This window comes from Erythrobacter dokdonensis DSW-74, assembly GCF_001677335.1.
Lineage (GTDB): Bacteria > Pseudomonadota > Alphaproteobacteria > Sphingomonadales > Sphingomonadaceae > Erythrobacter > Erythrobacter dokdonensis.
Map to the genome: position 1 here is coordinate 204525 of NZ_LZYB01000004.1, position 21034 is coordinate 225558.

The following is a 21034-nucleotide window of genomic DNA, read 5'->3' on the forward strand; positions in this document are numbered from 1 at the left end:
AACGCACCCCCCGGCGCGCGCAACCTTACTGGTTCATCGTATCGAAGAAATCGTCGTTGGTCTTCGAATCCTTCATCTTGTCGAGCAGGAACTCCATCGCATCTACGGTGCCCATCTGCATCAGGATGCGGCGAAGCACCCACATCTTCGACAGGCGGTCCTTCTCGACCAGCAGTTCTTCCTTGCGGGTGCCGGACTTGCCGACGTCGAGCGCCGGGAAGATGCGCTTGTCGGCGACCTTGCGATCGAGCACGATTTCGCTGTTGCCGGTGCCCTTGAACTCTTCGAAGATCACTTCGTCCATCCGGCTGCCGGTGTCGATCAGCGCGGTGGCGATGATGGACAGGGAGCCGCCTTCCTCGATATTGCGCGCCGCGCCGAAGAAGCGCTTGGGCCGTTGGAGCGCGTTGGCGTCGACACCGCCGGTCAGCACCTTGCCCGAGGACGGCACCACGGTGTTGTAAGCACGGCCGAGACGCGTGATCGAATCGAGCAGGATCACCACGTCATGCTTGTGCTCGACCAGGCGCTTAGCCTTTTCGATAACCATTTCAGCGACTTGTACGTGGCGCTGGGCAGGCTCGTCGAAGGTCGAGGAGACAACCTCACCCTTCACGGAGCGCTGCATGTCGGTGACTTCCTCGGGGCGTTCGTCGACCAGCAGGACGATCAGGAACACCTCGGGGTGGTTGTCGGTGATCGCCTTGGCGATGTTCTGCAGCAGCACGGTCTTACCCGTGCGCGGCGGGGCGACGATCAGCGCGCGCTGGCCCTTGCCCTGCGGGGCGATGATGTCGATGACGCGGGCGCTCTTGTCCTTGATGGTCGGATCGAGCGTATCGAGCCGCAGCTTCTGGTCCGGATAGAGCGGGGTCAGGTTGTCGAAATTGGTGCGCAGGCGCACCGCCTCGGGATCGTCGAAATTGACCTTGGCTAGGCTGGTCAGCGCGAAATAGCGCTCGCCATCACGGGGCGCACGGATCTCGCCTTCGACGGTGTCACCGGTGCGCAGGCCCCAGCGGCGGACCTGGTTGGGCGAGACATAGATATCGTCCGGCCCGGCAAGGTAGTTCGCCTCGGGCGAGCGCAGGAAGCCGAAGCCGTCCTGCAGCACCTCGATGGTGCCGATACCCATGATCTTTTCTTCGTATTCCTCGTCCTCGGCCAGTTCGCGCAGGATGCTGAACAGCAGATCCTGACGGCGCATGGTCGAGGCGCCTTCAACGCCCAGTTCTTCCGCCATCGCGACCAGTTCGGCCGGGGTCTTTCGCTTGAGGTCCTTGAGATGCATTGTGTATTTCCGAAAGCAGGAGTGGCCGGATGGTCAGTACCTCTGGGCGACAGAGGCGCCCCTTGTGCGCGGGGCCGGGCTTGGAGAAAGCAGACCTGACGAGGCGGGAATTGCCCCGGTCACCGGAATGGTGGAACGCGAAATAGATGCACCGCGCGGCGCGGTCAATCGCGGAAAATGCGCTTCGAGCGCAGCGGGCTTCAGAACGGCTTCAGATAGACCAGAGCCACGATCAGGATCAGCAGGATACCAGGCAGTTCACCCAGCAAGCGCAGCCGCGCCTCGGTCAGCGGGCGTTCCCCGCGGGCCATCTTCTTGGTCTGCGCCACCAGCCAGCCGTGAAAGCCCGTCATCACCAGAACCAGAGCCAGCTTGGCATGGAGCCAGCCCGCGCCGACAAAATGATTGCCCGCAATCGCCATGGCAAGCCCGAGCACCCACACGATGATCAGCGCCGGGGTGAGAATGATCTTGCGCAGCTTGCCCATCCGCACCGCCCATTTGGCCTCACCTTCGGACCCCGGCGCGTGATCGAGCATGTAGATGCACTGGCGCGGGAGCATGAAGAGCCCGGCCAGCCAGAAAACCATGAAGATCACATGGCCGATCTTGAGGAAAGGATAGATGGTAAGCAGGGAATCCATCGCGTTCTAACCCCTCAATGCAGCCAGCAGTTCCTCGACATGGGCGATCGGCGTGTGCTGCCCGATCCCGTGGCCGAGGTTGAAGACATGCGGACGATCCTCGAAAGCGGCGATGATGGTGCGTACCCGCTCGGGCAGCGCCCGGCCGCCAGCCTCCACCAGCAGCGGATCGAGATTGCCCTGGACCGGCATGCCTTGCGGAAGGCTCTGATGCGCCCAGACCGGATCGAGCGTCTCGTCAAGGCCGACGGCGTCCACACCCGTCTCGCGGGCATAGGCGGGCAGTTTCGCCCCCGCGCCCTTGGGAAAGCCGATCACAGGGGTGTCCGGATGGCTTTCCTTCAGCTTCGCGGTGATCGCGGCGTTAGGCGCCACCACCCACTTTTCGAACTGGTCGGGGGCAAGGCTGCCGGCCCAGGAGTCGAACAGCTGCACCGCTTCGGCGCCCGCATCGATCTGGCCGCGCAGGTAAGTGACCGAAACCTCGATGATGGCATCCACGATCGCCTGAAGCCGCTCCGGATCGCGATAGGCCAGCAGTCGCGCCGGCCCCTGATCCTTGGAACCCTCGCCAGCGATCATGTAGGTGGCGACCGTCCAGGGGCTGCCCGCAAAGCCAAGCATGGTCACCTCCGGCCCGATCTGCTGGCGGGTGAGGCGCACGGTTTCATACACTGGTTCGAACCGCTCGAAGGCGGGGGTGAAGCTATCAAGACCCACTTCGAGCAGGGTAGGGGACAGCTTCGGCCCTTCGCCAGCCATGAAGGCAAGACCCTGCCCCATGGCGTGCGGTACGATCAGGATGTCGGAAAACAGGATCGCTCCGTCAAAGCCGAAACGCCGGATCGGCTGCACCGTAATTTCGGCGGCGGCTTCGCTGTCATAGACGAGTTCAAGGAACCCGCCCTTTTCCGCGCGCAACTCCCTGTATTCGGGAAGATAACGTCCTGCCTGGCGCATGAGCCAGACGGGGGCGACGTCCTGACGGACACCTTTGAGCGTATCGAGAAGCGGACCGGGCATGGCGTTCCTTAAAACAAAACAAATCAAATTATAAAAGGATTGATGGAGTCTGTTGGCCCTGTGGAAAGTGGGAATTACCGGTTCCTGCCCGATTAACCCCCCGTTGCACAACCCCGATTGACGACCACCGAATCCGCCGGGAATCGACGTCAAGCGGGCTTTATCCCCACTCTTCCCAGCCTGTCGACAACACTTGTCCCGTGTCGACAAATGCTCCGGTGAAAAGCCTTGCAGCGGGCAGGAAATTCGCTCCGCAGCTTGTTCGGCATCCCCTCCCGTGGTTTATGCGCCTGTCTGTCCACAGCCCCCGCCGAGCCTCACGCGCATGAACCGACTCAACCTTCACCTGGTATCGGATTCGACCGGCGAAACGCTGGAAATGATCGCCAAGGCGGCGCTCGCGCAGTTCGACAATCCTGACATCAGCCGCCATTTCTGGCCGATGGTGCGCTCGCTCCAGCATCTCGACCGGATCGTGCCCGATCTCGCCGCCCATCCCGGGCTGGTGCTTTACACGCTGGTCAATCCCGAGACGCGCAAGCGGCTGGAGGAACATTGCCGCCACCTGGGCCTGCCGGCCGTTCCGGTGCTCGATCAGGTGACCGCCGCGCTCGAGGCGCAGCTCGGCGAGGAGGCGCACGGGCGCCCCGGCCGCCAGCACGCGATGGACGAGGACTATTTCCGCCGGGTCGAGGCGATCCAGTACACCATCGCCCATGATGACGGCATCGGTTACGAGGAGTGGGAAGAGGCCGACATCGTGCTGGTCGGCGTATCGCGCTCGTCCAAGACGCCGACGAGCATCTATCTCGCCAACCGCGGCTACAAGGTCGCCAATATTCCGCTCGTGGTGGAAAGCCCGCCGCCCAAGGCGCTCTACGGCCTGCGCCACCCGCTGGTGGTGGGGCTGACCACCAGCCCCGAACGGCTGGTGCAGATCCGCCGCAACCGGCTGCTGTCGCTGAACGAGGCGACCGAGACCGCCTATGTCGACAATGACCGGGTGAAGGCCGAACTGCAATTCGCTCGCCGGATGTTCGGCGATAATGGCTGGCCGGTGATCGACGTCACCCGCCGCTCGATCGAGGAGACCGCCGCCGCGATCATCCGGCTGGTGCAGGAACGCGGGCGGCGTCCGGCCGGGACTGCGGGGCAGGGCAAACCGATATGACGGACGCGCCGCGGCTGATCCTCGCCAGCAAAAGCGCCTCGCGCCGGGCGATGCTCGATGCGGCAGGGGTCGTCTATGAGAGCATCCCCGCCGATATTGACGAACGCGCGGTGGAGGCCGGGCTGGAAGGCGCCGACCCTGCCGAAGTGGCCGAAGCGCTGGCCGTAGCCAAGGCGGCTGCCGTGGCCGTGCTTCACCGCGAGGCGCTGGTGCTGGGATCGGATTCGCTGGTGGTCTGCGCGGGCCGCCGTTTCGACAAGCCGCGCAGCCGGGATGAGGCGGGAGAGCATCTGCGGTTCTTCTCGGGCCAGCTGATGGAGCTTCACTCCGCCGCCGCGCTGGTGCGCGGAGACGGGTGCGAATGGAGCCACGCCAGCATCGCCCGCCTGCATGTGCGCGACCTGTCCGAGGACTTCATCGAACACTACCTCACTCTCGAATGGCCGGCGATCGGCCACACCGTCGGCGCCTTCCGCATCGAGGGGCCGGGGGTGCAATTGTTCGAAAGGATCGAGGGCGACCAGTTCACCGTGCTCGGCATGCCGCTGCTGCCCTTGCTCGGCGCGCTGCGGGAGGAAGGGGTGCTGCTGGCATGACCTGCCCTTATGCCGAGGTGATCGGTGATCCCATCGCCCAATCCAAGTCCCCCGCGATCCACAACTTCTGGCTCGGCAAGCTGGGGATCGAGGCGGAATATCGCGCGTGCCATGTTCGCCCGGAAGAACTGGCCGACTATCTCGCCGCGCGCCGTGAAGACCTCGACTGGCGCGGCTGCAACGTCACCATGCCGCACAAGCAGGCGGTGATGCCGTTGCTGTACAGCCTGGAGCCGCCCGCCGGGACCATCGGCGCGGTGAACACCATCTATCCCGCTTTTGATCGGTTGCTGGCCGGAACGAATACCGACGCGGCAGGCTTCCTCGAACCGCTCAGCCACGAATTGGCCAAGACCCATTACTTCCGCATGGCGCGCATCATCGGCACCGGCGGGGCGGCGCGGGCGATCATCGCGGCGCTCGCCTGCGAGGGCTTCACTCTGGTCGTCGCGGGGCGCGATCCGGCCAAGGCGCGCGCTCTGCTGGATGAACTGGCACCGAAGGGCGAGCATCATGCGATTGACCTCGCCCATTTCGCCGACCCGACCGACTTTGCTTTCGACGACCGCGAGGGATGCCTCGATCTTGTCGTCAATGCGTCCAGCCTTGGCATGCTGGGCCAGCCCCCCCTCGCCTTCGACTGGAGCCACGCCCCGCCCGGCAGCATCGCCTATGACATCGTCACAGCCCCGCTGGACACGCCCTTCCTGCAAGACGCACGCGCAGCGGGCCACCGCACCATTGATGGGCTTTCCATGTTGATCGGACAGGCGGCAGTGGCTTTCGAGCGGTTCTTCGGCGCACCTCCGCCGCGCGAACACGATGCCGAACTTCGCCGGATACTTACCGTATGACCAAACCGAAGATCATCGGCCTCACCGGCTCCATCGGCATGGGCAAGTCGACCGTCGCGGCGATGTTCGCCGAGGCGGGCATTCCGGTGTTCGATGCCGATGCCGAGGTGCGCCGCATGCAGGGGCCGGGCGGCGAGCTTGTCCCCGCCATCGAAGCCGCCTTTCCCGGATCGACCGGGCCAGACGGCGTTGACCGCGACAGATTGGGCCATCAGGTCTTTGCCGACAAAGCCGCGCTCGCCCGGCTGGAGGCCATCGTCCACCCCGCCGTCGCCGCGCGCCGCGCCGCCTTTCTCGAACGCCATGCCGACAAGCGCGCCGTGGTATTCGACATTCCGCTGCTGTTCGAGCGCGGCGGGCACGAGAGCGTCGACATGATCGTGGTCGTCTCCGCGCCCGAAGAGGTGCAACGCGCGCGCGTGCTCGCACGTCCCGGCATGACCGTGGACAAGTTCGAACATATCTATGGCCTCCAGCTCCACGATTCGGAGAAACGCGAGCGCGCCGATCATGTCATCGACACCGGCACCAGCCTTGAAGAAACTCGCGCCGAGGTGGCCGCGCTGATCGCTTCACTTTGACGGCAAGCGCCTCTTGCCAGCGGCTGATCTTGGGCAGATAGTAGAGCAAATGCGCGAGATCATCTTCGATACCGAAACCACCGGGCTCGATCCCAAATCCGGGGATCGCATGGTAGAGATCGGCTGCATCGAAATGGTCGGGCGGGTCGAAACGGGCCGCACCTTCCATGCCTATTTCAACCCCGAACGCGACATGCCGGCCGAGGCAGAGCGTGTCCACGGCCTCAGCGCCGCCTTCCTTTCCACCAAGCCGCGCTTTGCCGAAAGCGCCGACGAATTGCTCGAATTTCTCGGCGATGCTCCGCTGGTGGCGCATAATGCCGGCTTCGATTTCGGCTTTCTCAATGCCGAGCTTGAACGCATCGGCCGCGCGCCCGTCGCCATGGACCGGATGGTTGATACCGTCGCCATTGCCCGCAAGAAGCATCCCGGCGCCAAGAACTCGCTCGATGCGCTGTGCACCCGATACGGCATTGATCGCTCGCACCGGGTCAAGCACGGCGCGCTGCTCGACGCCGAATTGCTGGCCCAGGTCTATGTCGAGCTGACCGGCGGGCGGCAGATCGGGCTCGGCTTGGTCGAGAGCGAAAGCGTGACGGCGGTCGAGACAGCGGTGGTCGTCACCGCTCCTGTTGCCGGACGACCCGTGCGTGCGCCTCGCCCCCATGCGCCCAGCGAGGAGGAGTTGGAGCGCCACCGCACGTTCATTGCCGGCATCGAAAAAGCCATCTGGGCGCGCTGAGGGGTCGGCGCGCGGGACTACAAGCGAACGCCATCTTGGACGGGAGGGCAATGACATGGATATACGGATTTCGGGCCACCAGGTTGATACGGGTGCCGCCCTGCAGGAACATGCGGCCGAGCGGCTCGGCGGCGTGGTGGACAAGTATTTCGACAAGGCCCTTTCCAGCCACGTGACCTTCGGCAAGGCGCCCGCCGGGGCGTTTACCTGCGATATCGTGACCCATGTGATGCAGGGCCTGATCCTCAAGGCGCAGGGCTCGGCCCATGATGCCCACGTCGCGCTCGACGATGCGGCGGCCAAGATCGACAAGCAGCTGCGCCGCTACAAGCGCCGCCTCACCGATCGCCACGAACAGGCCGATCATGCCCGTGACGAGGAAGAGGCGGCCTACACTATCTTCGCCATCGATCAGGACGAGGAGGAAGAGGTCGCCGCCGATGCCCCGCTGGTGATCGCCGAGACCCGCGTCGACATCCCCACCGCCTCGGTCGCTGACGCGGTGATGCTGATGGATCTGAGGAATACCCCTGCGCTGTTCTTCAAAAACGCTGGCACCGGACGGCATAATATGGTTTATCGGCGCGCCGATGGTTCGATTGGATGGGTCGAGCCGAGATAGAGTCCGGGCAAGCCGCGGAGGGGCGGTTTCAATGCAAGGCACAGGGCTCACGCGGCAGCAGCAGGAGGGGCAATCGCCCCGGCCGGCAGGAGCATTTGCCAACCTGTCAGGCCGGTCTTGCACTGCATGCAGGCAATTTTTTTCGGGATTCGCAATACAATGGACGTCAACCTCGCTCTTTCCCCGCAAGCGATCCTGTTCGACCGGATCGACAGCAAGCCCAAGGTGCTCGCTGCGGTCGCGCAGCTGCTGGCCGATGCCTACGGGCTCAACGCGCACGAGGTGCTCGAGAACCTCGAAGCGCGCGAGGCGCTTGGCAGCACGGGTTTCGGGCGCGGGGTGGCGATCCCGCATTGTCGCAGCAAGGATGTGCGCCGGCCAAGCCTCGCACTGATCCGGCTTGAGGCGCCGATCGATTTCGCTGCGGCCGATGCCCGGCCCGTGACGCTGATCTGCGGTCTGGTCTCGCCCGAGAATGCCGGGGCAACCCACCTGCATGCGCTTGCCGCAATCTCGCGCCTGACCCGTGACGAAGCGAAGCTGCAGATGTTGGCTGATGCGCCCCATCCCGAAGCAGCCTATGCGCTGCTCACCCACCAGTTCGAACGGGATGCCGCCTGACGCGTGTGACCCGACCATGAGCCACGCCGATCATGCAGCCCCCGCCACCGGGGCGGAGGGCCATTACCGCGCGTTGGAGCGGCTCTATGCCTCCGCGCCGGTCAACGCCAAGTTTGCAAGCGCGCTCCAAATTCCGGGAGAAGGCCGTTCGCGGCTGACCTTCACTGTAAGCCCCGAGGATTACCACGCGGCGGGTGCGGCGCATGGCACGATCTATTTCAAGATGCTCGACGATGCGGCCTTCTACGCGGCGAACACGCTGGCAACCGATCGTTTCCTGCTCACCACCAGCTTCAACCTGCACTTCACCAAGCCCGTGCGCGAGGGCACTGTCATCGCCGAGGGGCGCTGGGTAAGCGGGCGGCGTCGGGTGTTCGTGGCCGAAGCGCGGCTGGTGGATGCGGAAGGCGATGAAATCGGGCGCGGCACCGGCACCTTCATGCGCTCGCGCATCGCGCTCTCCAGCCTGCCGGGCTATGCATCGGACGGCTGAGGCGGGCGCTTCGGGATGAGCCAACGCCTGCCGGCGCATCTTGAAGTAGGCGCGATCCTGCGCCTGGCCGAATCGCAGGGCGGCTTTGCCACGGTGCTTGCCCGCGGCGAGCGCGATGCCGGGACGATCCTGCTGGTAACCACATGTCGTGGCAAAGCAGCAAGACTTTACGAAAGAATGCCCAACCTCGACGGTTCGCGCAGCTTTGTTACGACAAAAGAGGAAGATCCTGAAAAACAGCAGGATTTTTCCGAATATCTGGCGCGGAGGCGGCGTCAGGATGCCGATATCTGGCTGATCGAGGTGGATATCGACGTTCCGGAACGCTTCGTCGCGCAAATCGATACGTTAACTTGACCTCTCGCCATTTGCCGCTAATGGCCCGCGCACTTCCTCGCGCAGGCTGACGGGTGGCAATCCGGTTGCCCGGGCAGCACGCAGACGGGGAGCCGCCGGCAGGCATTTTGAACCCCCCTCTCTCAAGCGAACACAATCGCACAGGGTTTCCGCCTGCGTCGGAGCGCGCTCACCGCCCGAATTGTAGAGTACATGAGTCGCAAGACCGTTTCGATGATTGCCCTCGCCGCCGTGGCGACCGCAACCATTACCTTTCCCGGCGTCGATGGCGCCGCGGTTCTGGCCCAAAGCGCACAAGCGCAGGCCGATGGGCAGTTCGCCCTGTCCGGTGCGGCCGATCCGGCCCCGGCGACCGAGCTGGTTCCCGAAACCCCCGTTTTCATTTCCGAGGAAGTGGTGCAGCCGCTTCCCGAGGTGGCCCAGGCGCCGGTGCTGACCGAGGCGGGTTCACTGCACGAGCTGGTCCGGATGGTCGATACCGCCGCCCCGCTGAACGAAGAAATGCACTGTCTTGCAGGCGCGGTCTATTTCGAGGCCCGCGGCGAGCCGCTCGCCGGCCAGTTGGCCGTGGCGCAGGTGATCATCAACCGTTCCGAGGATAACCGCTTCCCCGAAAGCTATTGCGGCGTGGTGCGCCAAAAGGGGCAATTCTCCTTCATGCGCGGCACGCGGATGCCTCAGATCCGCACTGGTTCGCCTGCGTGGACCCGCGCTGTCGCAATCGCCGCAATCGCCCACCAGGGCCTGTGGGAATCCGAAGCGGGCGAGGCGGTGTTCTTCCACGCCAAGTATGTCCGTCCCGGCTGGAGCCACCGCAAGACGCGCCTCGCCCAGATCGACACGCATATTTTCTATCGTTGAGGGAAAGTTGCAGAGCCTAGCTCTGCAACTTCACCCACACCGGCGCATGATCGCTCGCCTTCTCGCGCCCGCGATGCGCCTTGTCGACGCCCGCCGCTTCCAGCCGGTCGGCACATTCGGGTGACAGCAGGATGTGATCGATCCGGAAGCCGTGGTCGCGCTGCCACGCTCCGGCCTGGTAATCCCAATAGGTCCACACGCCCCCGCGCGGGTTGTGGGCGCGGATCGCGTCGGTCCAGCCGTCGGCGAGCAGGCGCGCATAGGCCGCGCGCGATTCGGGCTGCATCAGCGCATCGTCCCGCATCGCCTTCACCGACCAAACGTCATCGTCATGCGGGATGACGTTGAAATCGCCGAGCACCACCGCGGGCACTTCCTCGGCCCAGATGGCGGCCATGCGCCCGCGAAGCTTTTCCATCCATGCCAGCTTGTAGTCGAACTTCGGCCCCGGCTGCGGGTTGCCGTTGGGCAGGTAGAGGCAGGCGATGCGCACGCCGTTCACATCGGCTTCGAGATAGCGCGCCTGTTCACCCTCCCCGTCCTTCGGCCCGTCGATACCGAGCCCGCGCCGGACTTCGGTGATGTCGTACCCTGCCTGCCTGTCGGCGAGGATCGCGACCCCGTTGAAGGCCTTCTGTCCGTGCCAGATCGCGGCATAGCCCAGCGCTTCGATATCGGCGGCGGGGAAGCCTTCGTCCTGCGACTTGATTTCTTGCAGGCAGGCGACCGCCGGGCGGGTTTCTTCCAGCCATTCGACGAGGCGCGGCAGGCGCGCCTTGATGCCGTTGATGTTGAAGGTGGCAATTTTCATGGGGCTACTGATGCCCCAAACCGCTGCGCGGGTCTAACCTAAATCCCGAAGCTTGCCCCGCAGCCGCAGCCGGCAGCAGCCTGCGGGTTTTCGACCTTGAAGGCCGCACCGCCGAGCGATTCGACGAAATCCACGGTGCTGCCCGCGATCAGATCGAGGCTCACCGGATCGACCACCAGCTTCACACCATCAGTCTCGGAGATTGAATCATCCGCCTCGGGCGCTTCGGCGAGGTCGAACTTGTACTGGAAGCCCGAACAGCCCCCGCCTTCCACTGCCAGACGCAGGATCGCCGGGCGCGATTGCTTGCTTGCAATGAAGGCCACACGCTTGGCGGCCGACGAAGTCAGGATCAGGGGTTCAGCGCTCATGCTGCCAATCTAGGGCGAGAGCCGCGCGCGCTCAAGGCCTACACCGCCTGGATGTAGTTGCGCAGCGCCTCTGCCTCGTGCTGGACCTCGTCGATCTTGTGCTTCACGAGGTCGCCGATCGAGATGAAGGCGACCAGCCTCCCGTCGTCCACCACCGGAAAGTGGCGGAAACGCCGGCGGGTCATCATCGCCAGCGCATCGTCGATGGTGGTCGAAGGCTCGACCGTTACCGCGGGCGAGGTCATGATCTGTTCGACGCGCATCGACAGGCAGGCCTCGCCGTGGTCGGCAAGCCGGTAGATCACGTCCCGCTCCGACACGATGCCCGCCACGCGCCCATCGCGCAGCACCGGCAGGGCGCCAATACGCTTGCTGGCAAGGACGCGCACGGCGTCTGCGACCGGGGTCGCAACGTCGCATGCGATGATATCGGAGGCGCCGCGCAGGGCGATGATGCTGGCAATGTTCATGGCCGACTCCCTCTCTCTGGGGAATGGAAAATGCCATGTCCGCACACAAAAAGCGAATCTGTGCACAGTGGCAGCTTGCATGGCGCGAACCGGTGCTTGCGGCTTTTGCGCGTTGCAATGCGGTCATGCGCGGGCCATGTCGGGCCCATGACCCGCAAATCCCCGCTCGATGATCCCGTGAATGCGGCCCATGCCTGGGCCCGCTATCGCCAGATCATGAAGCTGCTGCTGGCGGTGACGGTGCTGGTGGTGGCGGTCGCGATGGGGCTGCTGTTTGCCTATAATGGCATGATTTCCGTGCATTTCTACATCGCGGTCGCGCTCGGTATCAGTCTCACCATGCTGCTTGGCGGAGGGCTGATGGGCCTTGCCTTCCTGTCCAACGGAACGGGGCATGACGAATCGGTCGATAACCGGATGCCTGCCCGCGACGAATTGTGGATGCCCCCTGAAGACTAGGGTGGGGTAAGGCGGTAATCCTCCACCGGCACGCCGCCTACCAAGTGCTCCTGGATGATCCGTTCCAGCACCTTGGGCGAGCAGGAGTGGTACCATACCCCGTCGGGCCATACGACCGCGACCGGTCCGGCCGCGCAGATCTGCAGGCAATCGGCCTTGCTGCGCTGGATACCGCCGCCCGGACCGCGCTTGCTGTCCTCACCCCGTTGCGGGCCGACAAGGCCCAGTTCCTTCAGCCGCGACTTGAGAAACTCCCATGCCTCCTCGCCCTCAGCGCGCGAACAGCATTTCTGCTTGTCGGACACCGCGCACAGCATGATGTGGCGGGTGATCGCGGTTCCCTTGGCCGGATCGCCGTAATGCTTGGCCAGCGAGGTTTGCGCCGAAAGCAGCTCCTGCCGGCTCATTCGGGCGCGTCCTGCTTCAGCCAGCGATCAAGCCACGCGAAGACCGTATCATGCCATTGCAGCGAATTCTTCGCGCCCAACACCCAGTGGTTTTCATCCGGGAACACCAGCAATTGCGAGGGAATGCCGCGTTCCTGCAGCGCGGTGAAGCTTTGCAGCCCCTGGGTATAGGGCACGCGGAAATCGCGCTCGCCGGTCACCACCAGCATCGGCGTTTGCCATTTGTCGATGTGGTTGGCGGGGTTCCACTTCTCGTAGATCTCGCGCGCCTGCGCATAGGAACCGCCGAAATCCCAGCGCGGGAACCACAATTCCTCGGTGGAATAATAGAAGCTGCGAGTGTCGAAGATGCCATCGTGCTGAACGAGGCAATCGAAGCGGTCGGCCCACTGCCCCGCGATCCAGTTGACCATGTAACCGCCATAGCTTGCGCCCATCGCGCAGGCGCGGGTTCCGTCGATCCGGCTATCGAGCGCGAGCGCGGCTTCGAGGCCTTTCTTGAGGTCTTCCAGCGGCTTGCCGCCCCAATCACGGTTGATCGCATCGGTGAAGGCCTGGCCGTATCCGGTCGAGCCGTGGAAATCGACCGATATCACCGCATAGCCCCGGCTCGCGACGACGCGCGGGTTCCAGCGGCTCGACCAGGCGTCGTTGAAGCTGCCCTGCGGCCCGCCGTGGATATACAGGATGGCGGGGATCGGCCCGGTCTGGTCGGCAAGGCGCGTGATCTGACCCCACACCGTGCCGCCGTTCGCGCCTGCAAAGCTGAAACGGCGGGTGACGATGTTCGCAAGGCCGCCCATGCGGGTCGTGGCGACATCTGTCAGCGGGCGACCCTTCTGCCCTGCATCTGCCAGATAGAGCTCGGACGGTGCGCCGAGCGAATCCCGGGTGAACAGCAGCCGCCCGCCGGGCAGCGCGGCGAGGTTGGCGATATGCGCCTCGTTACCCGCCATGAGATTGAGCTCGGTCACGCTGCCGGTCTGCGGATCGATGCGAAAGGCGGGGGTGTCCAGAACCTTCTGGGCGGTGGCGATCAGGTGCTTGCTGTCGGCTGTCCACGTCAGGGTGCCAAAGCTGAGATCGGTGTTTGCGGTGAGATTGCGCAGCTTGCCGGTCTTGAGATCAAGCAGGCGCACCGAAAGGCGATCAGCCTCGTAGGTCGGCCGCTCCATCGCCAGCCACGCGAGATAACGCCCGTCGGGCGAGGGCGTGGGCGCGGTGTCCGTGGCGGCATTGTTCGCCGTCAGCAGCACCGGCGCGCCGCCTGACAGGTCCGATACATAGATGTCGAGATTGGTCGAGCCCGGCTCCGTGCCATCGGCCTTGCGGGCGACAAAATAGACCTGCTCGCCATCGGGCGAGAAAGCGATGTCCTCGCCCCCGCCAAAAGGCATGGTGGGGGTGTCGGCGACGAGGCCGGTTGCAGGGTCGGTGCCGTCGACGGCAACCCCGTCGCCGACTGCCTTGCCATCCTCCAGCCCGAACACGAAAACGCGGTTGGGCGTGCCTGGCGTGGCCCAGCGGTCCCAGTGGCGATAGAAGCCGTCAGCCCCGTCGTAGAGCCGCCCGGTGCCTGGGCCGGGCAGGTGGGCGGGTGCCACGTCGGGGCAACCGAAGCGCGGGCAATCGCGCGGCACCTCGCCCCACAGCGCAATCGCCTTCCCGTTCGGCGCGAGCTTGAAGCCGGCGATTTCGGTGCCCGGAATATCGGCAACCACCTCCGGCTTGCCGCTGCGCCCGTCCTTGCCGGGGCTCACCCGCCACACGCGGCTGCGGCTCTCGGCCTTCTTGTCGGTATGTTCGCCGCTGAGGAAATAGACTGCGCCATCCGGCCCGAAAGCCAGACCGGACGCCTTGAGCCCGAAGTCGAGCGCCACCGGCTTCGCTCCCGGGCGGGTCAGATCGATGAGGTAATGCCGCGGGCTGCGCACAAGGCTTTCCGGGTCAGTCACGGTGACCGTGTAGGCTGCGATTGTACCCGCCGCATTGACCGTGGGCGCGCCGAGGCGAGGGAGCGTGACGAGGTCGCGCGCGCTCATCGGTGCAGCAGAGACACCGGGAACGGACTCGTTTTCGGCGGCGACGGGTGCAGGGCCATCCTGCGCGACGACTGGTGCGGAAAAAAGGGCGGCGGCGATCAGGGTGCCGGAAAAGGTATGGTTTCGCATGGCGGCAGGATTAGCCCGCCGCGCTCGCCTGCGCCAGCCTTCAGGACTTCTTGCCGACGATCCGGGCGATTTCCGCCTGGACCAGCTTTTCGACCATGGCGGGCAGGTTTGCCTCGAGCCATTGGGCCAGCATCGGGCGCAGCAATTCGCGGGTCAGCCCCTCCAGCGAGGTCTCGCCCGAACGCACGATCTGCGGCTTGGCGCCCGGTTCGGCGAGCATTGCCAGCGCGGCGAGATTTTCCTGCATCGCGCTGCGCACGGCATCGGCGATCAGCGGGGTTTCGTCGCCGGTCGCCTGACCGCTGCCGAGCGGCATCGCGCTGGCTTCGGTCTCCGGCGAACATTCCATGTCAGCCAGATCGAGCACTTCGTCCTCGTCGCGCGCCTGCGATGCCGGCTGCGGCGCCGCTTCGCTTTCGTCGGCTGCGAGTTCGCGGCGGCGACGGGCTTCGAGCGCCACGGCACGATTGTCGCGCGCGATCACCTTCTTGATCGATTCAAGGATTTCCTCGACCGACGCTTCGCCTTCGTGACTCATTTTCCACCCTTGTGACGCCACCCGGCGTCCCGAATCGGGACTTACTTTTCGCCGGGCAGGAGTTGCGGGCCGATTGTTGCGTCGGGGGCCGGAATGTCAACGGTTCTGGTCGATTTGGCCTGCGGTTCGGGATCGCGGTCCCAGTCCCACATCTTGCTGCTGACCCGGTCGGCGTTGATTGTGGGATCGTAGAGCACGCCTTCGATATCGAGATTGAGATCGCGCGCCTCGGCCTTGCCCATCAACGCCAGCAGGTTGAACCCGGCGACATAGGCATTGCGCCGCGCGGTCACGAGCTGCGCGCGGGCGCTGACCAGTTCCTGTTCGGCGTTGAGCACTTCGATGATCGTGCGGTTGCCGATCGAGTTCTCCGCGCGCACGCCTTCAAGGCTGAGTTCGGCGGCTTCGACCGCAGCCTGCGCGCTCTTGATGACGGCATTGGCGGCCTGCCAGTTCGACCAGGTCGAGCGGGTTTCGGCGACGATCTGGCGTTCCGAGGCGATCACGTCTTCCAGCGCGGCAGATTCGCGTGCTCCGGCCTGACGCTGGCGGGCGGCGGGCAGGCCGCCCTGGAACAGTGGCACGGTCACCCGCACCCCGGCATTGGCGGTCACCTCGCGCTGGACGAGCCCGGGGAAGTTGCTGACCAGCGTGCCGAAGAAGTCGCTGTACTGGCCGTTGACGAACAGCCCGACTGTCGGCAGCCGCCCGGCGCCTGCGACCTTGGTGTCGAATCCGGCGGCCTCGGCGCGCAGCTTGGCGGCTTCGAGATTGGGGTTGTTTTCGAGCGCGCTCACGATCGCCTCGCCCACCGTGTCGGGCAGGCCTGGCAACGGCGGCGGCGCTTCGAGCGCGGCCGGGGCGCTGCCGACAAGGCGGATGTAGGTTTCACGCGCGGCGATCAGGTTGGCCTCGGCCGATTGCAGATCGCCTTCTGCCACAGCGAGGCGCGAGCGCGACTGGGCGACATCGGTGATGGTCAGATCGCCGATCTGGAAGCGGTCGCTGGTGGCTTCGAGATTGGTCCGCAGCACCGCGACATTGTTTGCCGCCAGCGCCGCGAGCGCCTCGGTCCGCAGCACGTCCATATAGGCGGCAACGACCTGCGCGAAGATCGTGCTTTCGGTATTGCGCAGGTCGGCCTGCCCGGCCTCGACCCGTTCCTTGGCTGCGGCGATGCCGTTGCGCACCGCTCCGCCCGAATAGACCGGCACCAGCAGCGCGGTCGTCACGCCGAGGTTACGTTCCGGCGGGGCGAAGGCGTTGGCCGACTGGCGGATGAATTCGATATGGGTCGCAGTGACATCGACCGAAGGCAGGCCGGGCGCACGCTGGATCGGCACGCCTTCATCGGTTGCGCGCTGGTTGGCGCGTGCCGCTTCGAGCGTGGGGTTGGTCGTATAGGCCTGTACCAGCGCCTCGCGCAGATTGTCCGCTTCCGCAGGCGAGGACAGCGCCAGCAGGCTCGCCGAAGCGGTCCGGAGCAGTGAGGCGGGCAGACGTGTCACGCGAAAGACCAGCCCTTCGGTGCGTCAAAGGCGTGGAGCACCGGAATTCCCATATCCTCCACCGGCTGGAGCGCGATCCTCCCGCCGACCTTGCGGCCTGATGCGAGCCGGGTGACCTGTCGCAGCAGCAGGCCCGAAACGATCCGGCCATCCTCGGCCAGCAGCGCGGTGAGGGCTTCGGGCAACTGCTCGATCGCGCCGTCGACAAGGATCAGCGAATAGCTGCCCGCAGGCGCCTCGCCTGCCGCGGCATCGGCGGCGGTTGCGGTTGCGACGTCGGCAACCAGCGGGCGTAGCAGCTGCGCCAGATAGCCCGTGCCGCCTTCGACGACCAGCACCCGGTCATCGCTCCCGGGAGCCGCCTCCGTGAGCAGCTTGCCATAGAACAGCGGTGCACCAAGGTGTCCACCAGCGCCCATCATCACAGCGCGGTCGATATAGGCCAGCGCGCTCTTTTCAGCAGGCAGGAAATCCTCGCGCGGCACGGCCAGCATCCGCGCCAGAACATATTCCTCGTTCACGCCGCTGGTGCGCAGCTGGCTGTCGATCATCGCGCGGCGCGCTGTCGCGCTGTCGGGCAGGGTCATGGTCATGATGTTCACGTCGTCTCCGCGAGACTGTATTATGTATGCAATACAGCCCGTCAACCCTTCCTTAGACGCGCGCGCCGCCGGTTCCAAGGCCTTTGGACCGCGCTCCGGTGCCAGATGCGCTGGCGATTTTACACCTTTGACCTCGCCGCGCACCGGTGCTTAGGGAAGCGCCGGTTCCTGCGGGATTCCATATCGACTTAGTGAGGGATGGCTTCGATGAGTGACATGACGGCGAATGGCGAAGACGTGCGGATCGAGACCGATTCGCTGGGCGAGGTGGCGGTTCCCGCGCATGTCCACTGGGGCGCGCAGACACAGCGCAGCATCGTCAATTTCCCGATCGGCGGGGAAAAGATGCCGCCCGCGCTGGTGCGTGCGCTGGGGATCCAGAAGCTTTCGGCAGCGAAGGCCAACATGAAACTGGGCGTGCTCGATGCCAGGCTGGGCGAAGCGATCGTCGCCGCCGCGCGCGAGGTTATCGACGGAACGCTGGCCGACCAGTTCCCGCTGGTGGTGTGGCAGACCGGCAGCGGCACCCAGTCGAACATGAACGCCAACGAGGTGATCGCCAGCCGCGCCAACGAGATTCTCACGGGGAAGAAGGGCGGCAAGAGCCCGGTCCATCCGAATGACCACTGCAACATGGGCCAGTCGTCGAACGACACTTTCCCCACCGCGATGCACATCGCCGCGGCAGGCGAGGCGATCGAACATCTGGTCCCCGCGCTCAGGAAGCTTCACGGCGCGCTCGACGCCAAGGCGACCGAATTCGCGACAATCGTCAAGATCGGCCGCACCCACCTGCAGGATGCGACCCCGATGACGCTGGGGCAGGAATTCTCCGGCTACGCCAAGCAGATCGAATATGGCATCGCCCGCGTCGAGGCGGCGCTGCCGCGCGTGCTCGAGCTAGCGCAGGGCGGCACCGCCGTGGGTACGGGCATCAACGCCAAGGTCGGCTTCGATACCGCCTTTGCCGCCGAAGTCGCCGCCGAGACCGGCCATGCCTTCGTCACCGCGCCCAACAAGTTCGAGGCGCTGGCTGCACATGATGCGATGGTCGAGATGTCGGGCGCGCTCAACACGATCGCGGTCAGCCTGATGAAGATCGCCAACGACATCCGCCTGCTCGGCTCCGGTCCGCGCTCGGGCCTCGGCGAATTGTCGCTCCCCGCCAACGAACCCGGTTCCTCGATCATGCCGGGCAAGGTCAATCCGACCCAGTGCGAGGCCATGACCATGGTCTGTGCGCAGGTGATGGGCAACAATGTCGCGGTCAGCGTCGCCGGATCGCACGGCCACCTGGAATTGAACGTGTTCAAGCCGGTGATCATCTACAACGTGCTGCAATCGATGAAGCTGATCGCGGACGCATCGCATGCCTTCACCGACAACTGCGTGGTCGGGATCGAGGCCAACCAGACCCGCATCACCCAGCTTCTGAACGAAAGCCTGATGCTGGTGACCGCGCTCAATCCGCATATCGGCTATGACAATGCAGCCAAGATCGCCAAGAAAGCCCATGCCGAGGGCACCACGCTGAAGGAAGCCGCGCTGGCGCTGGGCCTGCTCACCGAAGAACAGTTCGCCCAGTGGGTAGTGCCTTCCGAGATGATCAAGCCGCGGGCATGATCGGTGCGTCCGCGCCTTTCGACCAAGGCCTGACCCTGCCCGACGACAAGCGCCCGCCCCGGTAGCATTCGCTGCGCCGGAGCGGTATCGCTGGACGACATAATGGCAACGATCCTTTCCCGCGATGCGGCCCCACAGGGCTCTGGCGCCACTGTGCCCTTCCGCACGGTGCTGTTCTCGATGGTGGTGCTGTGGGCGACCTATTTCGCGCTCACCACCATCCGCAGCCTGGTGATGGATTTCGATTTCCAGTTCGAGCTGGGATGGCGTCGGCTGGTCGTTACCGCAGCCGGCGTCGCCTTTACGCTGGTGCTGTGGCTGCTGCTGCGGCTGTTCGACGCCCGCCCGCTGTGGATCAAGATTTCCGCCGGCATCGCGCTCGCCTTGCCGGTCGCGCTGGCGATCGGGCAGATCAACTACCTTGTCTTCAAGGACATGGAGGCCGCCTATGAGCAGGCCTATGCCGACCGGTTGAACCTCAACGTGCGGCGCGACGAGGCCGGTAATCTGCTGGTCGATGTGCCGGTAAGGCGCTTCAGCCAATCGGTGCCGGGCACCACGGCCCCCGACAACCAGCAGGGCGAGGTGGTCGGCTCCGAAAGCGTGATCATCGCGCCGGCCGAAACCTATGCCGATTTCTGGCGCAAGCTGCTCGACGTGGCGCTTGGCCGCTACTTCCTGCTGCTGGCCTGGGCCTCGACCTATTTCGCCTTGCTTGCCGGCGTGCAGGCGCGCGCCTCGCAGCGCCGCGAGGAACAGTTCCGCTCGGCCGCCAAGGCCGCCGAATTGCGCAGCTTGCGCTATCAGGTGAACCCGCATTTCCTGTTCAACACGCTCAATTCGCTCTCCGCGCTGGTGATGACGGGCAAGGCGGACCGTGCCGAGAAGATGATCCAGACGATCAGCCGCTTTTACCGCCACAGCCTGGCCAACGAGCCGACCGCCGACGTCTCGCTCAAGGACGAGTTCGACCTGCAACGCCTCTATCTCGATATCGAGGCGGTGCGCTTTCCCAAGCGGCTGGTGCCGGTGTTCGATCTGCCGGTCGAACTGGAGGATGCCCGCGTGCCCGGCATGATCCTGCAGCCTCTGGTCGAAAATTCGGTCAAGTACGCGATTTCCGCTGTCGCCCGTCCGGTCACCATCACACTCGCCGCGCGCGAGGAGTTCGACCGGCTGGTCATTACCGTCAGCGATGACGGCCCCGGCGTGCCGAAAAATGCAAAACACGGTTTCGGCATCGGCCTCGCCAATGTCCGCGACCGGCTGGAAGCCCGCTTCGGCCCCGACATCGGCTTCACCTCCGCCCCGGTGCCGGGCGGCTATCGCACCGAGATCCGCATTCCCCTGACCCGGACCGCGAACCGCCATGACTGATACCGAAACCGAACCCGCCGCGCTCAGAACGCTGATTGTCGATGACGAACCGCTCGCGGTCGAGCGGGTGCAGGTGATCTGCGCCGAAATCCCCAGCGTGCGGGTGATCGGCACTGCCAGCGACGGTGCCGCCGCGCTCAGGCTGGCAGAAAAGCTCGAGCCCGATCTTGTGCTGCTCGACATGACCATGCCCGAACTCGACGGGCTCGGCGTGGCGCGCCAGCTGGCCGAGCAGGAACAGGCGCCGGTGGTCATCTTCGTCACCGCGCATGATCATTTCGCGGTCGAGGCCTTCGATTGCGAGGCGGTCGACTATGTGTTGAAGCCGGTCGCCGCCGACCGGCTTGAACGCGCGATCGAACGCGCGCTTGCCCGGCGCGGGCAAAGGCGGCAGAAATCGAGCCGCTATCTCGACGAATTGTGGGTGCCGCACCGTTCCGAACTGCTTCGCATCGCTGTGAGCGAGGTGCATCAGATCGATGCCGAGCGCGACTATGTGCGGCTCCACGTCGGCAGCGAAGACGCACCGCGCTCCTACCTGCTGCTCCAGACTATCGCCGGGCTGGAAGCGCGGCTTGATCCCGAACAGTTCATCCGCATCCACCGTTCGACCATCCTCAGGCGCGACAATATCCGCGGCCTCAGGCACGACGGGCTGGGTGTGTGGTCGGTGGAACTTCAGAACGGCGAGGCACTGCGGATCGGGCGCACCTATCTCGCCCGCGTCAAGGCGATGGCAGGGCGTTGATTTCCCGGTCGCTACCGAACCGCAGACTTTCCGTTCCCGCGTGATCGAAAGCAGAAAACGGCCCGAACCCCAGGGACTGGAAGGGTTCGGGCC

Annotated in this window: 25 protein-coding genes; 14 read left to right on the forward strand and 11 right to left on the reverse strand. The window is 65.0% G+C overall.

The features are described from left to right. Nucleotides 1-25: 25 nt before the first annotated feature. The 3 genes from rho to hemE all read right to left on the reverse strand — a co-directional run bounded on the left by rho (nucleotide 26) and on the right by hemE (nucleotide 2958). Nucleotides 26-1291 carry a transcription termination factor Rho gene (rho, locus tag I603_RS09760; RefSeq protein WP_068864524.1) on the reverse strand — a complete coding sequence of 422 codons (1266 nt, stop codon included), beginning with the start codon at nucleotides 1289-1291 and terminating at the stop codon, nucleotides 26-28. A 200-nt stretch (nucleotides 1292-1491) separates the two neighbouring features. Continuing rightward, nucleotides 1492-1935 carry a CopD family protein gene (locus tag I603_RS09765; protein WP_068864526.1) on the reverse strand — a complete coding sequence of 148 codons (444 nt, stop codon included), beginning with the start codon at nucleotides 1933-1935 and terminating at the stop codon, nucleotides 1492-1494. 6 nt (nucleotides 1936-1941) lie between these two features. After that, nucleotides 1942-2958 (reverse strand): uroporphyrinogen decarboxylase, encoded by a 1017-nt coding sequence (gene hemE, locus I603_RS09770; protein ID WP_068864528.1) that lies wholly within the window; start codon nucleotides 2956-2958, stop codon nucleotides 1942-1944. A 325-nt stretch (nucleotides 2959-3283) separates the two neighbouring features. Here hemE and I603_RS09775 point away from each other — a divergent pair, with 325 nt between their 5' ends. The 10 genes from I603_RS09775 (at nucleotide 3284) to I603_RS09820 (ending at nucleotide 9856) form a co-directional block, all read left to right on the forward strand. Beyond that, on the forward strand, nucleotides 3284-4129 hold the full coding sequence (locus tag I603_RS09775; protein WP_068864530.1) for a pyruvate, water dikinase regulatory protein: 846 nt from the start codon (nucleotides 3284-3286) through the stop codon (nucleotides 4127-4129). Then, on the forward strand, nucleotides 4126-4725 hold the full coding sequence (locus I603_RS09780) for a Maf family nucleotide pyrophosphatase (protein ID WP_068864532.1): 600 nt from the start codon (nucleotides 4126-4128) through the stop codon (nucleotides 4723-4725). Before I603_RS09775 ends, I603_RS09780 begins: the two co-directional genes overlap by 4 nt. Continuing rightward, nucleotides 4722-5579 carry a shikimate dehydrogenase family protein gene (locus I603_RS09785; RefSeq protein ID WP_068864534.1) on the forward strand — a complete coding sequence of 286 codons (858 nt, stop codon included), beginning with the start codon at nucleotides 4722-4724 and terminating at the stop codon, nucleotides 5577-5579. Before I603_RS09780 ends, I603_RS09785 begins: the two co-directional genes overlap by 4 nt. Then, entirely contained in the window at nucleotides 5576-6160 is a 585-nt protein-coding gene (coaE, locus tag I603_RS09790; protein WP_068864536.1) for a dephospho-CoA kinase, read from the forward strand. Before I603_RS09785 ends, coaE begins: the two co-directional genes overlap by 4 nt. Before the next feature lie 49 nt (nucleotides 6161-6209). Beyond that, nucleotides 6210-6902 (forward strand): DNA polymerase III subunit epsilon, encoded by a 693-nt coding sequence (dnaQ, locus tag I603_RS09795; RefSeq protein WP_068864538.1) that lies wholly within the window; start codon nucleotides 6210-6212, stop codon nucleotides 6900-6902. A gap of 55 nt (nucleotides 6903-6957) precedes the next feature. Further along, entirely contained in the window at nucleotides 6958-7524 is a 567-nt protein-coding gene (hpf, locus tag I603_RS09800; RefSeq protein ID WP_068864539.1) for a ribosome hibernation-promoting factor, HPF/YfiA family, read from the forward strand. Between the two features lie 159 nt (nucleotides 7525-7683). After that, nucleotides 7684-8145, forward strand: a complete 462-nt coding sequence (locus I603_RS09805; protein ID WP_068864801.1) for a PTS sugar transporter subunit IIA — start codon at nucleotides 7684-7686, stop codon at nucleotides 8143-8145. Between the two features lie 16 nt (nucleotides 8146-8161). Then, nucleotides 8162-8638 carry a PaaI family thioesterase gene (locus I603_RS09810; RefSeq protein WP_068864541.1) on the forward strand — a complete coding sequence of 159 codons (477 nt, stop codon included), beginning with the start codon at nucleotides 8162-8164 and terminating at the stop codon, nucleotides 8636-8638. A 15-nt stretch (nucleotides 8639-8653) separates the two neighbouring features. Beyond that, nucleotides 8654-8995, forward strand: coding sequence for a DUF1491 family protein (locus tag I603_RS09815; RefSeq protein WP_068864543.1), 342 nt, complete (start codon nucleotides 8654-8656; stop codon nucleotides 8993-8995). A 192-nt stretch (nucleotides 8996-9187) separates the two neighbouring features. After that, a complete protein-coding gene (locus I603_RS09820) occupies nucleotides 9188-9856 on the forward strand; it encodes a cell wall hydrolase (protein WP_068864545.1) in 669 nt (222 codons plus the stop codon). Nucleotides 9857-9872: 16 nt separating this feature from the next. On the opposite strand, the gene xth is transcribed toward I603_RS09820, so the two are convergent. The 3 genes from xth to I603_RS09835 are packed head-to-tail and all read right to left on the reverse strand — an operon-like array spanning nucleotide 9873 to nucleotide 11508. Further along, the gene (xth, locus tag I603_RS09825) at nucleotides 9873-10667 is read right to left on the reverse strand and encodes an exodeoxyribonuclease III (protein ID WP_068864547.1); all 795 of its coding nucleotides are present in this window, start codon (nucleotides 10665-10667) and stop codon (nucleotides 9873-9875) included. A 38-nt stretch (nucleotides 10668-10705) separates the two neighbouring features. Further along, nucleotides 10706-11038, reverse strand: a complete 333-nt coding sequence (locus I603_RS09830) for a HesB/IscA family protein (protein WP_068864549.1) — start codon at nucleotides 11036-11038, stop codon at nucleotides 10706-10708. Nucleotides 11039-11076: 38 nt separating this feature from the next. Continuing rightward, complete coding sequence (locus I603_RS09835) at nucleotides 11077-11508, reverse strand: CBS domain-containing protein (protein ID WP_068864550.1); 432 nt, start codon at nucleotides 11506-11508, stop codon at nucleotides 11077-11079. Between the two features lie 147 nt (nucleotides 11509-11655). Here I603_RS09835 and I603_RS09840 point away from each other — a divergent pair, with 147 nt between their 5' ends. After that, nucleotides 11656-11967, forward strand: a complete 312-nt coding sequence (locus I603_RS09840) for a hypothetical protein (RefSeq protein ID WP_068864552.1) — start codon at nucleotides 11656-11658, stop codon at nucleotides 11965-11967. On the opposite strand, the gene I603_RS09845 is transcribed toward I603_RS09840, so the two are convergent. Genes I603_RS09845 through I603_RS09865 form a run of 5 tightly spaced genes read right to left on the reverse strand, consistent with a single transcriptional unit; the run spans nucleotide 11964 to nucleotide 17184 of the window. Beyond that, complete coding sequence (locus tag I603_RS09845; protein ID WP_068864554.1) at nucleotides 11964-12374, reverse strand: (2Fe-2S) ferredoxin domain-containing protein; 411 nt, start codon at nucleotides 12372-12374, stop codon at nucleotides 11964-11966. The genes I603_RS09840 and I603_RS09845 overlap by 4 nt on opposite strands. Continuing rightward, nucleotides 12371-14545 carry an alpha/beta hydrolase family protein gene (locus I603_RS09850; protein WP_084440028.1) on the reverse strand — a complete coding sequence of 725 codons (2175 nt, stop codon included), beginning with the start codon at nucleotides 14543-14545 and terminating at the stop codon, nucleotides 12371-12373. Before I603_RS09850 ends, I603_RS09845 begins: the two co-directional genes overlap by 4 nt. A 40-nt stretch (nucleotides 14546-14585) precedes the next feature. After that, the gene (locus I603_RS09855) at nucleotides 14586-15083 is read right to left on the reverse strand and encodes a DUF2497 domain-containing protein (protein ID WP_068864556.1); all 498 of its coding nucleotides are present in this window, start codon (nucleotides 15081-15083) and stop codon (nucleotides 14586-14588) included. A gap of 41 nt (nucleotides 15084-15124) precedes the next feature. Continuing rightward, nucleotides 15125-16582 carry a TolC family outer membrane protein gene (locus tag I603_RS09860; RefSeq protein WP_407643899.1) on the reverse strand — a complete coding sequence of 486 codons (1458 nt, stop codon included), beginning with the start codon at nucleotides 16580-16582 and terminating at the stop codon, nucleotides 15125-15127. A gap of 5 nt (nucleotides 16583-16587) precedes the next feature. Next, a complete protein-coding gene (locus I603_RS09865; RefSeq protein ID WP_068864805.1) occupies nucleotides 16588-17184 on the reverse strand; it encodes a protein-L-isoaspartate O-methyltransferase family protein in 597 nt (198 codons plus the stop codon). A 225-nt stretch (nucleotides 17185-17409) separates the two neighbouring features. Between I603_RS09865 and fumC the strand changes: the two genes are divergently transcribed. The 3 genes from fumC (at nucleotide 17410) to I603_RS09880 (ending at nucleotide 20941) form a co-directional block, all read left to right on the forward strand. Next, nucleotides 17410-18816 carry a class II fumarate hydratase gene (fumC, locus tag I603_RS09870; RefSeq protein ID WP_068864561.1) on the forward strand — a complete coding sequence of 469 codons (1407 nt, stop codon included), beginning with the start codon at nucleotides 17410-17412 and terminating at the stop codon, nucleotides 18814-18816. 102 nt (nucleotides 18817-18918) lie between these two features. Continuing rightward, nucleotides 18919-20193 (forward strand): sensor histidine kinase, encoded by a 1275-nt coding sequence (locus I603_RS09875; protein WP_068864563.1) that lies wholly within the window; start codon nucleotides 18919-18921, stop codon nucleotides 20191-20193. Continuing rightward, nucleotides 20186-20941, forward strand: a complete 756-nt coding sequence (locus I603_RS09880) for a LytR/AlgR family response regulator transcription factor (RefSeq protein WP_068864564.1) — start codon at nucleotides 20186-20188, stop codon at nucleotides 20939-20941. Before I603_RS09875 ends, I603_RS09880 begins: the two co-directional genes overlap by 8 nt. Nucleotides 20942-21034: the final 93 nt, after the last annotated feature.

What these genes read in the sequence shown, in the direction of transcription:
- rho (WP_068864524.1), bottom strand. Translation starts at nt 1,291, where the DNA reads ATGCATCTCAAGGACCTCAAGCGAAAGACCCCGGCCGAACTGGTCGCG.
- I603_RS09780 (WP_068864532.1), top strand. Translation starts at nt 4,126, where the DNA reads ATGACGGACGCGCCGCGGCTGATCCTCGCCAGCAAAAGCGCCTCGCGC.
- I603_RS09845 (WP_068864554.1), bottom strand. Translation starts at nt 12,374, where the DNA reads ATGAGCCGGCAGGAGCTGCTTTCGGCGCAAACCTCGCTGGCCAAGCAT.
- hpf (WP_068864539.1), top strand. Translation starts at nt 6,958, where the DNA reads ATGGATATACGGATTTCGGGCCACCAGGTTGATACGGGTGCCGCCCTG.
- hemE (WP_068864528.1), bottom strand. Translation starts at nt 2,958, where the DNA reads ATGCCCGGTCCGCTTCTCGATACGCTCAAAGGTGTCCGTCAGGACGTC.
- I603_RS09775 (WP_068864530.1), top strand. Translation starts at nt 3,284, where the DNA reads ATGAACCGACTCAACCTTCACCTGGTATCGGATTCGACCGGCGAAACG.
- I603_RS09830 (WP_068864549.1), bottom strand. Translation starts at nt 11,038, where the DNA reads ATGAGCGCTGAACCCCTGATCCTGACTTCGTCGGCCGCCAAGCGTGTG.
- I603_RS09875 (WP_068864563.1), top strand. Translation starts at nt 18,919, where the DNA reads ATGGCAACGATCCTTTCCCGCGATGCGGCCCCACAGGGCTCTGGCGCC.
- I603_RS09865 (WP_068864805.1), bottom strand. Translation starts at nt 17,184, where the DNA reads ATGACCATGACCCTGCCCGACAGCGCGACAGCGCGCCGCGCGATGATC.
- I603_RS09855 (WP_068864556.1), bottom strand. Translation starts at nt 15,083, where the DNA reads ATGAGTCACGAAGGCGAAGCGTCGGTCGAGGAAATCCTTGAATCGATC.
- I603_RS09880 (WP_068864564.1), top strand. Translation starts at nt 20,186, where the DNA reads ATGACTGATACCGAAACCGAACCCGCCGCGCTCAGAACGCTGATTGTC.
- I603_RS09810 (WP_068864541.1), top strand. Translation starts at nt 8,162, where the DNA reads ATGAGCCACGCCGATCATGCAGCCCCCGCCACCGGGGCGGAGGGCCAT.
- fumC (WP_068864561.1), top strand. Translation starts at nt 17,410, where the DNA reads ATGACGGCGAATGGCGAAGACGTGCGGATCGAGACCGATTCGCTGGGC.
- I603_RS09805 (WP_068864801.1), top strand. Translation starts at nt 7,684, where the DNA reads ATGGACGTCAACCTCGCTCTTTCCCCGCAAGCGATCCTGTTCGACCGG.
- I603_RS09820 (WP_068864545.1), top strand. Translation starts at nt 9,188, where the DNA reads ATGAGTCGCAAGACCGTTTCGATGATTGCCCTCGCCGCCGTGGCGACC.
- I603_RS09835 (WP_068864550.1), bottom strand. Translation starts at nt 11,508, where the DNA reads ATGAACATTGCCAGCATCATCGCCCTGCGCGGCGCCTCCGATATCATC.
- I603_RS09785 (WP_068864534.1), top strand. Translation starts at nt 4,722, where the DNA reads ATGACCTGCCCTTATGCCGAGGTGATCGGTGATCCCATCGCCCAATCC.
- xth (WP_068864547.1), bottom strand. Translation starts at nt 10,667, where the DNA reads ATGAAAATTGCCACCTTCAACATCAACGGCATCAAGGCGCGCCTGCCG.
- I603_RS09815 (WP_068864543.1), top strand. Translation starts at nt 8,654, where the DNA reads ATGAGCCAACGCCTGCCGGCGCATCTTGAAGTAGGCGCGATCCTGCGC.
- dnaQ (WP_068864538.1), top strand. Translation starts at nt 6,210, where the DNA reads ATGCGCGAGATCATCTTCGATACCGAAACCACCGGGCTCGATCCCAAA.
- coaE (WP_068864536.1), top strand. Translation starts at nt 5,576, where the DNA reads ATGACCAAACCGAAGATCATCGGCCTCACCGGCTCCATCGGCATGGGC.
- I603_RS09765 (WP_068864526.1), bottom strand. Translation starts at nt 1,935, where the DNA reads ATGGATTCCCTGCTTACCATCTATCCTTTCCTCAAGATCGGCCATGTG.
- I603_RS09850 (WP_084440028.1), bottom strand. Translation starts at nt 14,545, where the DNA reads ATGCGAAACCATACCTTTTCCGGCACCCTGATCGCCGCCGCCCTTTTT.
- I603_RS09840 (WP_068864552.1), top strand. Translation starts at nt 11,656, where the DNA reads ATGACCCGCAAATCCCCGCTCGATGATCCCGTGAATGCGGCCCATGCC.